Here is a 13,678-nt window from a genome sequence, read left to right on the forward strand (position 1 = left end):
GAGATATTTTTATGCAATTAAAAATGTGTTATATTGACAAAAAGTACATTTAAAAATAAAATTAGTATAATAATTATCAGATGCTTAAACATAATTTGTATAGGGGATGTAATCAGTGAATAGAGAAATTTATATGGACTATGCAGCTACAACTTTTGTAAAACCAGAAGTTATAGAGGAAATGAAGTTATATTTTAATGAATATTTTGGTAATCCTTCTTCCGTCTATGGTATATCTAGAAGCACAAAGATGGCTATAATAAAGGCTAGGGAAAAAATAGCATCAGCCATAAATGCAAACAGGGATGAAATATTTTTTACAAGTGGAGGATCAGAATCGGATAATTGGGCCATAAAAGGAGTGGCTCTTGCAAATAAAGAAAGAGGAAAGCACATAATAACTACAGGAATAGAACATCCTGCTGTAATAAATACCTGCAGATATATGGAAAAACAAGGCTTTAAGGTTACATATCTTCCTGTGGATAGATTTGGAACAGTAGATATAAAGAAGCTGGAGGAATCCATAGGAAAAGATACTTTAATTGTATCTATAATGTTTGCTAATAATGAAATAGGTACCATAGAGCCTATAGAGGAAATAGGGAATATATGCAAGAAGAGACAAATCTTACTTCATACAGATGCAGTTCAAGCAGTAGGTAATGTTCCCATTGACGTTAAAGATATGAATATAGATCTTTTGTCCATGTCATCTCACAAATTTTATGGACCTAAAGGTATAGGTGCCCTCTACATAAAAAAAGGAGTAAAAATAGATAGTTTTATTCACGGAGGTTCTCAAGAGAGAGGAAGAAGAGCTGGAACAGAGAATATTGCAGGTATAGTTGGTATGGGAAAAGCACTTGAGATTGCAACTTTAAATATGAATAGGGAAAATAAAAGGCTAAGTTATCTTAGAGATAAGATGATAGAAAAACTTCTAAAAATACCAGGTACCAAACTAAATGGACATAAAACAAACAGACTTCCTAGTAATGTAAATATTTCTTTTGATTCTGTAGATGGAGAAATTTTGGTTATGGCTTTAGATAATGAGGGCATATGTGTATCTGCAGGAAGTGCATGTTCTGCAGGAGCTATAGAACCTTCACGTGTACTAAAAGCTATAGGACTTTCTGATGTTCGGGCAAAATCTTCTATTCGTCTAAGTTTAGGAGCAGGTACTACCGAGGAAGATATTAACTATGCTGCAGATATTATAAAAGATACAGTATTTAAGTTAAGAGAAAATAATGCAAAATGGAGTTCTGGAAAATTTTAAATTAGAATAGGTGATAAAATGGCAAAAAAAGTAGTAGTGGGTATGAGCGGTGGAGTAGACAGTTCTGTTGCAGCACATCTTTTAAAAGAACAAGGGTATGAAGTTATTGGAGTAACCATGCAGGTCTGGCAGGAAGATGATTATTATGAAGATATGGAAAGTGGGTGTTGTTCTTTAAGTGCTGTGGAAGATGCCAAAATGGTAGCATATCATCTTAATATACCTCATTATGTTATGAATTTTAAAGAGGCATTTAAAAAAAATGTAATAGACTATTTCATACAGGAATATATGGAAGGAAAGACACCAAATCCGTGTATAGCCTGTAATAAATATATAAAATTTGATGAGCTTTTAAAAAGAGCCATGGATTTAGGGGCGGATTATGTGGCTACAGGACATTATGCTACTGTAGAAAAAATTAATGATAGATATACTCTTAGAAAATCAAAGGATCACAATAAAGATCAAACTTATGCTCTTTATAATTTAACTCAATTTCAGCTGGCACATACATTAATGCCCTGTGGAATATACAAAAAAGAAGAAATAAGAGAAATAGCAAGGGAAATAGGACTTATGGTTCATTCTAAAAGAGATAGTGAAGAAATATGTTTCATCCCAGATAATGATCATGGAGCTTATATAAAGAGAATTACGAAGGATAAAGTAAAAGAAGGAAATTTTATAGATAAAGAGGGAAATGTTCTTGGAAAACATAAGGGAATAGTATACTATACATTGGGCCAGAGAAAAGGATTGGGTTTATCCTTTGGGGTACCTACGTATGTAATAGACATAAAACCTTATACCAATGAAGTTGTGCTTGGCAGTGAAGAAGATATATTTAAAACAGATTTAGTGGCAAAGGATGTGAATTTTCTTCCTTTTGAGAATTTGACCTCACCGATGAAGGTAGAAGCTAAAATAAGATATTCCTCAAAACCTGCAGAGGCAACCATAAGCTGTCTGGATGAGGAAAGAATAAAAGTAAAATTTACAGACAGACAAAGGGCAATTACAAAAGGGCAATCTGTGGTGTTTTACAAAGATAATATTTTAATTGGAGGAGGAATTATTGACAGCTAATATTATAAATGATACAATTAAAAGAAACAAATTTTTTGACAGCCTATTGGGATATTGACGTAAAATGAGATATGTAATAGATTATAAAAATAACATTAAAAACTGAGACAGGGATCAAGTAGATATGATTAACATTTTAAAGAGAGTGGTGGAAGCTGGGAATCCATAAATGTTACATGTTGAAACTCCCCCTGGAGTTGTAAGCTGAACTTATAGTAAGCTGTGCCGGTAGAAGCCGTTATAAAATATGAGTAACAAATTTGGGTGGTACCGCGGTAGACTTTCGCCCCAGGCAGAAGGTCTATTTTTTATGTTATTTTTAAGAAATAACAATATAGGAGGAAATATAATGGAAAACTTAAAAATTTATTATGATGAAGATGGAAATCTGGATTTATTGAGGGATAAAACAGTGGCAGTTTTAGGCTATGGAAGTCAGGGCCATGCCCATGCACAGAATTTAAAAGATAGTGGAATTAATGTGGTAATCGGTCTGTATAAAGGCAGTAAGTCCTGGAAAAGGGCAGAGGAGAATGGTTTTGAAGTAATGGAAGCTGCAGATGCTGTAAAAAAAGCAGATATGGTTATGACACTTATACCAGATGAAAAACAAAAGGGCCTATATATTGACAGTATTAAAGATAACTTGACAGAGGGAAAAGTGCTTATGTTTGCCCATGGATTTAATATACACTTCAATCAGATAACTCCTCCGGAAAATGTGGATGTAATTATGGTTGCACCTAAAGGACCAGGACACATTGTAAGAAGAGAATATACAGAAGGAAAAGGAGTACCGTGCCTTTATGCAGTATACCAGGATTACAGTGGAAAAGCCAAGGATTATGCACTGGCATATGCAAAAGGAATAGGAGGCACAAGAGGAGGAGTTCTTGAAACTACCTTTAAAGATGAAACAGAGACAGATTTGTTTGGAGAACAGGTAGTACTTTGCGGAGGAATATCAGAACTTATAAAAGCAGGATTTGAAACTCTGGTTGAAGCAGGATATGCGCCAGAAAATGCATACTTTGAGTGCATGCATGAGATGAAATTGATTGTGGATTTGATGAATGAAGGCGGATTGAGCTACATGAGATATTCCATAAGTGATACAGCTGAATATGGAGATTACAGTATAGGCAAGAGAATAGTAACAGAGGATACAAGAAAAGAGATGAAAAAAGTACTTGGAGAAATTCAAGACGGTACTTTTGCAAAGAACTGGATACTGGAAAATCAGACAGGAAGACCTTCATTTATTGCAAAGAGGAAAAAAGAACAGAACCATCCTATTGAAGTAGTTGGAAAAAAACTTAGGGCTATGATGTCCTGGATAAACAGCAAATAATTATAATTATAGAGTTAACATATTAAATTTGGAAGCTTAAAGCTTCCAAATTTTTATTTTAAACTTCTGATTTGTGTAAAAATAAATGAGGATAAATATGGTATAATAATATACATATTATAATTAAATATTAGTATCAGTTTAAAATTAATGGTATTAAATAATTGACAACGTTAACACTTCTAACGTATTATTTTTACATATTCTATATAGATTGAGAAGGAGGCGAGTTTATGTTACCTTATGACAAAACAAATAAGGGGATTGATGATGGGATATTATTGAAAAAAGTGAGTATTACAGGTAACCTTTGTGCAGGGTATGGAGAAGTATTTATAAATCAAATTTATGAAAATTGCAGTGATGAAGATATAGAAGGAGTATATATTTTTCCTATTCCAGTTACAGCAGTAATATCTGGATTTGAAGCAGAAATAGGTGGAAGAACCTTAAAAGCAATAGTGGAAGAGAAAGATAAGGCTCTGCAGGTGTATGAGAATGCAAGAATTCGAGGAGGTAGTATTTTTTCACTGGAAGAATTCAGTCCTCATTTCTTCAAAATAAGTATAGGTAAGATAATTTCCGGAGAAATCGTAAAAATAAAACTTTCATATATAGATGAATTAGAGTATAAAGACAGTACTTTTAAACTTACTATACCTGCAATTTCAGAACCTAAAATAATAAGAAGTAAATCTAGAATTGAAGAATTAAGAAGTAATTTGGTCAATAGACTTGGAATAAAAAAGGGCAGGGATGAAGATTTTGAATTTAAGGTAAATATAATAGTGGAATCCTTAAGCAAAGTTAACTTTAGATGTCCCTACCATAAAATAAAAGTGGAGAGGGAAGGAGACACAGTAGCCAAGATAACTTTAGAGGAAGACTATTATTTAATGGATAAAGAATTTATATTGTTTATCAAAGAGAGAGAAACCCTTGAAGCAGATGGAATGATTTATGAATATAAAGAAAATGACAGGCAAAAAGGAATAGTATATATAAGAATGATTCCAAAGCTTGATCCTTATGAGGAAGAGATTAAGGAAAATTATATATTTTTAATTGATATTTCAGATACCATGAAAGGTGAAAAGTTGGAACAGGCAAAAAATGCACTTCAGCTTTGTATAAGGAACTTATCTAAAGGTGATACTTTCGATATAATAGCCATGGGAGTAAATTTAATAGATTTTTCAAAAGACGGAATGATAGAATTTGACCAGGATTCTTTAAGAAAAGCTTCTAAATGGATAGATAATTTGGATACAGAAGAAGATGCAGATATATTTGGGGCAATAAGGTATAGTCTGGAGAAAGAAGGGAATAAAAATACAATACTTTTATTTACTGATGATTTGGTAGATGATGAGGAAAATATACTTGCCTATGTGAAAGAAAATATAGGTGACAATAGAATATTCACTTTTGGAATAGATTCATCTGCCAATAACTATTTTCTAAATAAGCTGGCCCATGAAAGCTGCGGAAAAGCAGAGTTCATAGATATAGACGAGAGAATAGAAGATATAGTACTAAGGCAATTTAATAGAATACAAAATCCTCAAGTTCATAACATAGAAATCGACTGGGGTGAACTTAAGGTTAAAAATTCTTATCCTAGAACCATAGAATACATGTATGATAGAGAACCTTTTTCAATATTTGCAAATGTACTGGGAGAAGTAGGAGGGCAGATAGTATTAAAGGGAAACGTAGATGGAAAAGAATATATACAAAAGGTGGATATAGATAATTTTAATACAGAAGAAAATGCTAACCTGTTAAAAAAAATATGGGCTAAGAAAAGAATAAAATCCCTGGAAATAAATATGAGAGCCGAAAGAGGAACAATAAGGGAAAGCATGAGAAAAAAAATAATAGAACTTTCAAAAGACAACAAACTTATAAGCTCTGAAACAACATTTATACTAATGGAACTTAGGGAAGAACCGGTACTTGGAATCCAGCTTAGAGATATAATTCCTATAAAAGTAAAAGAAAATACTCTAAATCATGAAATGAGCGGAGATACAGGAACGGGATTTTTATACAGAAGCTTTATATATGAGGATGATGTGGAAATAAGTCTTAGTGATAACAGATATTTGGATGAAAAGTATCCGAGGAAAAAACTTTTAAGGATAATTGCAAAAAATCAATTTGCAGATGGGGCTTTTGTGGATTACGAAGACAGTAGTGTAGAGGATAAGATAGAAACCACAGCTATGGTTATGCTTGCTTTTATTATAGGAAAAGAGAATATAGATATATATACAAACCAATTGAACAAAGCAGTAAGTTTTATATGTGAAAACTATGATGAAGTAGAATTTGATGTAAGATGTGATATTTTAAAACTATCAATTTTAGTGTTGAACAAGATAAAGAAAAAGAAATTATTAAAGGATAAATATATACCAAAGGTTGATAATACAATAGAAAAGCTATGCGAGAAGCTTCACAGTAGAGAAGAAACTAGACCTGTACTTAAAAATCTGATGAGCAATTCTTTTAATAAAAATGTGGCGTCCTTATTTACATTAAGTGAAGATAAAAAATATATAAAAGAGAATATAACTATAATTGAAGAGAGAAATTCTATATTTGACATGTCAAAATTAGCTGTGTTGAAGGGATTGAAAAGTTAAAGCTCTGCTGGCATAAAGTCTAGTATGCCAGCCTAAATTTTAAATATTGCCGTGGATAAAGCCGGTTATTTTGTCAATGGGGATGTCCACAAAGGTGCTTATGTCATCATTTTTGCAATTTTGTTCTGAATTACAGTTGTCAAAAGGTAAAATATCATTATAAGGATTTAAATTATCGTTGTAGTTATTTTCTGGCTCATAAACTGGAGCTTCCGCTATATTAAGTGCAAGCCTTATAAAACAATGATTTACGCCTATTAACACTCCTGTAAAGTTATACATACGAGAATCTCCGCCAGATGTGTATATGGTTGCTTTTTTTCCTGTATGTTTTTTTAAATTATCTATAAAACTTATGGAACCAATGTTATTACAATCATCACACTCTAATTTATTTTCATCCAGTTCATTTGTACAGACTGTATTTTCCCATAGTGTATTATCTGCCTTACAATCTTCTTTTATTTCTATATAATTAGAATCTATAGGTGATTTTTCATTAGGAATAAAATAGGCTTCATCTTCGTTATTTGAATGGTGCCCTCTGGAATGTCTTCTATGATGATGTCTGCTCAATGTATTCAACTCCTTTCTATAAAAAATAATGGAAAGCTGATCTGAAGAAGATAGGAGTATTAACTAATTGCCGGCCTAGATAAAATTTAAAAGTAAGTTACAGTACTTTACCCCTAATCTATAATATGAATTTAAATTAATTTGTGACATTAATTTAAATTTTTAAATAAAAGGCAAAAGCCATAGATTTTTAGCATCTATGGCTTTTGTCTAAGTTAAAATTTATTTTAGTATTTTAACCTTATCACCGTCATTTAAAAAGGTTTGACCTTCTGGTACTATATTATCTCCTGCATGTATTTTTGAAGATATTATCTGGGTAATCTCATCATTTGAAAGTCCTGTATTTACAGATATTTTCTTTATTTTATTGTTTTCTACTTTATATAGGTAGGAAACTCCATTTTCCATTTTTACAGCCTGGTTGGCTACAGTAAGTATATTATCTTCGGTCTCATCAGGTAAGGATATTTTAACAAACATGCCTGGTTTTAAATCTCCCCCTGAGTTAGGCACCTTTATTTTAATTAAATATTCTTTAGTTGTACTGTCCGCATCAGGGTTTATAGTTTCTATAGAACCTGTTATTTCCTTATTGGATAGAGAAGGAATAGTTACAGGTATGGATTGATTTACTTTAATCTTTGAAAGCATATTTCCTGGTACATTTGCCTCTATTATAAGTGAACTCAAGTCTATTATAGTTATAGAAGCCGTTGCAGTAGGAGAAATTTCTCCTTCATGTATGTTTACAGCAGATATAATACCAGAAATAGGAGCTTTAATTATGGTATCGTTAATTTGGGACTGTATTGAATCCACAGCGGCTTGAGCCTGGGTTACCTGAGCTTGGGCTACAGCTACAGATTCAGGGCCAATTTTCTGCTGAATTAAGCTTAGATTTTGTTGTGCAGAAGATAAGGTTACAGATGCACTGTCAAGTTTAGTTTTAGCCGTATCCAATTCCTGCTTTGATGCAGCACCAGAGGAGTATAATGACTCTGTTCTATTATAACTGCTTTGAGCATCATCATAGGATATTTTAGCACTATCTACTGCCTGCTGGGCTTGTACAACCTGTTGTTCTACTCCTGAACTCTTTGTTTTGTTTAAATTAGCTTTGGCAGAGTCTATACTTGCCTGCTGTTGTTTCAACTGAGCTTGCAGAGAGTCTGAATCAAGAGTAAATAGTGTTTCTCCACTTTTTACTGTACTGCCCACTTTTACATTTAAAGTCTTAACTTTTCCTGGTGATTTAGGAGATACTGAAACTTCCTCCTTAGCAGTTAATTTTCCCGAATAATTTACATCTGTAGATAAAGAAGAAAGTTCTACCTTGATTACTTTTACATTTTTGATAGAATTTGTGGTTTCTGTACTTTTATTTTTTATTATATTATGTACTATACTAAAGATGATTAAGACTGCCAGTACAATTAATACTATTTTGCCCATATTATTCTTTAGTTTTAAAATAATATTTTTCATAACATTACTCATGATTACACCTCCTGGATTTTTGGATGTTTCTTTATTTTTCTAAGCATATAGTTTTTAAAGTCATCCAATAATGTATAAACTACAGGTAATATTATAGGAGTAAGAATAGTAGAAGCTATCATTCCACCTATAACTACAAGAGCCATGCTGGATTTTATTTCACTGCCTTCTCCAAGAGATAGGGCAGAAGGAAGCATACCCACAATCATAGTTGCAGAGGTCATTATAATAGGTCTCAGTCTTCTTTCTCCAGATTCAATAAGAGCTTCTCTTAAATTCTTTCCCCGCTTCATGAGGGTATTTGTATAGTCAATTAAAAGCGTACCATTTTTAGAAGCTAATCCATCCAGCATTATAAATCCTATAAGAGACATCATATTTAAAGTTTTACCAGTAATTGCAAGTATTCCTATGGCTCCTATTAGAGCACAAGGAAGAGATATCATTCTGATAAATGGTGTCAAGAAGGATTCGTAGAGTACAACTAATATCATGTAAATAAGTACTAAGGAAATAATCAATACTTCTATAAGAGAAGTAAAGTTAGTTGACATACTTTCCTGGTTTCCACCAAATTTAATTTGGTAGCCTTCTGGAACAGATAATGGCTCTAATTTTTTAGTTAAATCCTTACTTACAGCACCGAGGGGTCTTCCCTGGATATTTGCAGAAACAGTAGCGACATCCTGTCTATCCTGTCTTGATATAGATTTTGGACTGTCAGCTTTCACTATTTTTGCAACTTCACTTATAGGCACAGATTGACCTGAACTGCTGATTATTTTTATAGAGCCTATATCTGAAGCGGTTTTTACATATTTATCGTTAAATTTTACTGTTATATCATAGTCGTCTCCTTTTGTTGTATATATTCCTGCAGATGAACCTTGAATTGCGGTTCTCAGTACTGAAGATAAATCTGATATGGATACACCATACTGGGATGCGGCCAATCTGTCCATCTGTACTTTTAATTCACTGTCACTTGCTTTGGTAGAATTATCCACATCTGTAATACCTGAAACTGTTTTTATTGTTTCTTCTACCTTATTAGATATTTCATTTATGGTATCTGAATCATCACCTAATATTTGAATTGATATAGGTTTACTGCTGCCGCTGCTTATATCAGATTCAACCACAGAAAAATCTGTTCCTGAAAGTGAAGCATTTCCCCAGCTTCGAACTTTTTTAGCCACTTCAGATTGAGATATGGTTCTCTCATCCTTAGGGTAAAGTTCTACATATATGCTTGCAGTATTTGAGGTGCTGGAATTTACACTGTCACCGCTGGAGCCTACCATAGCATAATAAGTTTTTATTTCTTTAACTCCATGTAAATAGTTTTCTACTTGTTTAACACTTTTGTCCATCTGATTTAAGGTTGCTCCTGAATCAAAGGTCATATTTATATTAAAGGAGCTTTGATCCGTGGAAGGAATAAGTTCTGTTCCTATGGCACCTGCTGGTATTAAGAGTATAGTACCTATTAATGCAGCTATACTAATAATCAGCACTCTTTTCCTGTGATCTAATGACCATATGAGAGCTTTTTTATAGGTTACAGTTATGTTATCTAGAGAATTTGAAAGAGAACTAAACATTTTATAAATTTTAGTATCTTTAATTCTAGTAAATCTACCAGAAGCTTTTTTATGGTTGTCGTCATTTCCTTTAAACACTCTGGATGCCAGCATAGGAGTAATGGTAAAGGAAACAAATAGGGAAAATAATGCTGCAAAAGCTATGGTCAATCCAAATTCTTTAAAGAACTGTCCTGCCATGCCTGATATAAATGCAACTGGAGCAAATACAACTACGTCGCAGAGTGTTATGGCAATAGCTGCAAGACCTATTTCATTACGTCCATCTATAGCCGCTTGATGGGGATGTTTTTTCATGGATAGATGCTGTTTTATGTTATCAAGTACAACAATTGAATCATCTACCAAAATACCTATGCAAAGGGATAAGCCCATAAGAGACATCATATTTAGTGTAAATTTCATAACATACATCATAAAAAAGGTGGCAATAAGGGAGGTAGGTATGGCTACAAGTACTATTAATGAAGATTTCCAGCTCTTTAAGAATATAAATAAAACTAAAGCAGTGGTTATTATACCTTCTATTAAAGTACGTTTTATCTCAGTAAGAGATGAAGTTATAAATTTAGTACTATCGTAGGCAGCCACTAAATTTATTCCTTTTGGCAGCCGTTTTTTAACTTTTTCAAGTTCTGCATTTATATTATTTACAGTTTCAATTACATTTGCATCACTTTGTTTTTGTATGCTTATTCCTATGGTATCTTTACCGTTTATTCTTATGTATTGATTTTCATCAGGATATTCTAAATTTATGTCAGCTATATCAGACAAACGAACAGTACCTCCAATTGAAGTGGGTATTAATAAATTTTTTATTTCATCTATATCTTCAAGTTGACTCATGATTCTTACAGTTTCATTTAGGTTATCTTGTTTTATTTGACCTGCAGGAAAGCTTACATTATCTGATTGCAATTTAGAAATTAGTAGGCTTGTATTTACTCCATAGAATTCTACAGCGGCTTTATCCAGTTTTATAATAAGCTGTTTTTGCTGGGTTCCAAGGAGAGAGACATTTCCTACACCCTCAACTTTTTTGAGAGAGTCTGTTATATTGTTGGATTCATTATACAATTCTTCGTGGGATACATTTCCAGACACGGATAACATCAAAACAGGCATGGCATTTGTGTCCATTTTAAATAAAAGAGGTTTGTCTGCATTTTTAGGAAGTTTAGCTTGAGCAGTATCTACAGCTTTTTGTACATCTAAAAAGGCAGTATTCATATTTGCATCACTTTTAAACATTATAGTGGTTTGTCCATATCCTTCGCTTGCAGTAGATTGCAGGGTGTCAATACCACTTATACCAGCTACAGAATCTTCAATAGGTTTTACTACATCTTTTTTTATGTCTTCAGCACTGGCACCGGAATATGTAGTGGATATAGAAATTACAGGTATATTTATAGATGGCATAAGATCTGCCCCTAAATTACTATAACCAAATACCCCAAGCCCTAACAAGAACAATAGTAACATGGTTATTGCCGCTGGCTTTCGTACAGATAGTTCAGTTAAGTTCATTTTTTACCCTCCTTAGTCATAGATATAATAGTTTTATTTTTATAATTTCTAAGAGCATAATTTAATTTTGAAAAACCATAAACTATGTTTCTCAGATCTTCTTTACTCAAAATAGAAACTGTTTCTTCTAAGAAGTCATATTTTATTGAATTCAATTTTTCTAGATAGTTAATTCCATCAAGGGTAAGAGACAGCATAACAATCCTCCTGTTATAATCCGGTCTATATCTGTGTACAAATCCTTTGTTTACAAATTTATTACTTAAATTTGTAACAGCGGCAGGAGTTATTCCAAGATCTTTTGCAAGTTCGCTTACTTTATATTCACCCTGTTCTTTAAGCTGCTGCAGGAAAAATAGTTGAGCAATAGGAAGCTTTTCTTCATATCTAAAACTATTACTCATTATATATTTAATAAGTAAAAAAAAATCATCAAAATTCTTTTTTATATCTTCAATAATGAGTAAGTCATCTTTTTGACAGTTCATTTCAATACCTCCTTTGCTAATTAGTACATAAATAAAATATTTAGCCATTAAATATTTTATAAATATATAATACACAGATTAAATTATATATTTATAGAGATAAGATTTCAAGAATTAGTAACAAATTTTATATAATATTTACATATCTTAAATTTATCTTAAATTATGGACTAAAAGCTCAGCTTGAATTTAAGCTAAGCTTTTACTACTAATATTTTTGTATATAGGAAGTCCAAAGATTCCTATAATATTTAAAATCATTCTCACCTGTTATAATATTGAGTGCATCTAGCAAAGTTAAATGAATTCCATAGTAATCAAAATTAACTGTAGGAGGTGTACCTGGCCTGGTTAAGTATCCCAAGTCATAACATACAAAACCTCCTATATCGTAATAGGGAAGTATGTACTTTAATGTAAGCAGACCTTTTTTAAAGTATGCAGATGCTTTATCACTATAATCTTTATTATTGGAAATATTTGACCAATCATATAGTCCTATTAAAGTAAACATATGTCCATTTAAAGTATATGAAGGCGGATCTGTTATATACAATTGAAAAAATATATAGTCAGCCATTTGATTTCCCAGAAAACTCAAATTGTCCATAGGGCCCCCCTGAGAGGTTTTGGTGGTTAAAAAATTAAGAGCTAAATTTCCCGCAGAAATATATTTTTTGTTTCCTGTAAGATGATAGGCTCTAGAAAATACGCTAAGGGCTTGTCCTTGAGCCATTGCAGATATCCAGCCAGGCTGGAATTCATTATCATCTAAATAATGTTTATAATTAAAATCATATCTAATGGCGCCGATGCTGTCCATATTATCTATAAGCCAGTCTGCAGCATTTAAAAATTCCTGCTTTATATATAGATTTTCTTTATTTGTTTTTTTAGAATTTAGATATATATTATAATAAGATAGTGCATATTGATCTATGGTGACAGGATTATAATAATAACTTCCGCTGTAATTTACCATAGGTATTCCTTTTACGTCAAATTTTATTATGGTGTCATCTGTGTAACTTACTGCATTTTCTATGGATAAGTAGTTGTCAAAGGTATCATAGTATCCTATGCTTTGATATTGATATCCAGAATCCATATAATATTTCTGATATTGTTCTATTAAGTTGAAGTTTTCTGGTTGATTTAACACATCTTTAATAGAAATATCTTTTTGCTTTGCAATTAAATATAGTATATTTGCCTTGTCCTTTATATATTCAGATACTCCCTGGGTGTTTATTATGGTAGTATAGCCCTGACAGGCATCTGTGTAGTTTCCTTTCAGATTAGTTCCCCTGCTCCAATTTAGTATAAGTTCCGCTTTTTCATTTAAGCCGTTTATAAATCTTTCATCATTTGGATAAATACTGTGGGCTTTTGAAAGCAAATCTAGTGCAGTATAGGGATCTGAATAGGATATATTGTTTATTGCGTCGTAGTAATTATCTGCAGTTTGGTAATTATCTGTAGTTTGAAAAGCCTGTACCATACAGGTGTTAGTGCATATAAAAAGAATTAGAAATAAAGAACTTATATAAGATATCTTTTTAAACAATTTATTTAACCTCCTTATATGAATATGATGTACT

At 32.1% G+C, this 13,678-nt stretch carries 9 protein-coding genes and 1 other annotated feature; of the genes, 4 read left to right on the plus strand and 5 right to left on the minus strand.

What is annotated here, in order from left to right; genetic code table 11:
- Nucleotides 1-115: 115 nt before the first annotated feature.
- The 4 genes from nifS to CKL_RS05365 all read left to right on the plus strand — a co-directional run bounded on the left by nifS (nt 116) and on the right by CKL_RS05365 (nt 6,376).
- Nucleotides 116-1,285 (plus strand): cysteine desulfurase NifS, encoded by a 1,170-nt coding sequence (nifS, locus tag CKL_RS05350; RefSeq protein WP_012101466.1) that lies wholly within the window; start codon nt 116-118, stop codon nt 1,283-1,285.
- Nucleotides 1,286-1,303: 18 nt separating this feature from the next.
- Complete coding sequence (gene mnmA, locus CKL_RS05355; protein WP_012101467.1) at nt 1,304-2,374, plus strand: tRNA 2-thiouridine(34) synthase MnmA; 1,071 nt, start codon at nt 1,304-1,306, stop codon at nt 2,372-2,374.
- Nucleotides 2,375-2,469: 95 nt separating this feature from the next.
- Nucleotides 2,470-2,668: a binding site (T-box leader), on the plus strand.
- A gap of 55 nt (nt 2,669-2,723) precedes the next feature.
- Entirely contained in the window at nt 2,724-3,725 is a 1,002-nt protein-coding gene (gene ilvC, locus CKL_RS05360) for a ketol-acid reductoisomerase (RefSeq protein ID WP_012101468.1), read from the plus strand.
- Nucleotides 3,726-3,958: 233 nt separating this feature from the next.
- Nucleotides 3,959-6,376 carry a VIT and vWA domain-containing protein gene (locus tag CKL_RS05365; protein ID WP_012101469.1) on the plus strand — a complete coding sequence of 806 codons (2,418 nt, stop codon included), beginning with the start codon at nt 3,959-3,961 and terminating at the stop codon, nt 6,374-6,376.
- Between the two features lie 39 nt (nt 6,377-6,415).
- Here CKL_RS05365 and CKL_RS05370 read toward each other — a convergent pair whose 3' ends face one another.
- The 5 genes from CKL_RS05370 to CKL_RS05390 all read right to left on the minus strand — a co-directional run bounded on the left by CKL_RS05370 (nt 6,416) and on the right by CKL_RS05390 (nt 13,644).
- Nucleotides 6,416-6,952 (minus strand): hypothetical protein, encoded by a 537-nt coding sequence (locus tag CKL_RS05370; protein ID WP_012101470.1) that lies wholly within the window; start codon nt 6,950-6,952, stop codon nt 6,416-6,418.
- Between the two features lie 222 nt (nt 6,953-7,174).
- Complete coding sequence (locus CKL_RS05375) at nt 7,175-8,452, minus strand: efflux RND transporter periplasmic adaptor subunit (protein ID WP_012101471.1); 1,278 nt, start codon at nt 8,450-8,452, stop codon at nt 7,175-7,177.
- A gap of 2 nt (nt 8,453-8,454) precedes the next feature.
- Nucleotides 8,455-11,589, minus strand: a complete 3,135-nt coding sequence (locus tag CKL_RS05380) for an efflux RND transporter permease subunit (RefSeq protein ID WP_012101472.1) — start codon at nt 11,587-11,589, stop codon at nt 8,455-8,457.
- Nucleotides 11,586-12,077 (minus strand): MarR family winged helix-turn-helix transcriptional regulator, encoded by a 492-nt coding sequence (locus CKL_RS05385; protein WP_012101473.1) that lies wholly within the window; start codon nt 12,075-12,077, stop codon nt 11,586-11,588. The genes CKL_RS05380 and CKL_RS05385 overlap by 4 nt, the downstream gene beginning before the upstream one ends.
- 208 nt (nt 12,078-12,285) lie before the next feature.
- The gene (locus CKL_RS05390) at nt 12,286-13,644 is read right to left on the minus strand and encodes a D-glucuronyl C5-epimerase family protein (protein ID WP_012101474.1); all 1,359 of its coding nucleotides are present in this window, start codon (nt 13,642-13,644) and stop codon (nt 12,286-12,288) included.
- Nucleotides 13,645-13,678: the final 34 nt, after the last annotated feature.

The sequence above is a fragment of the Clostridium kluyveri DSM 555 genome (assembly GCF_000016505.1).
In the GTDB taxonomy this organism is placed as follows: Bacteria; Bacillota; Clostridia; order Clostridiales; family Clostridiaceae; genus Clostridium_B; species Clostridium_B kluyveri.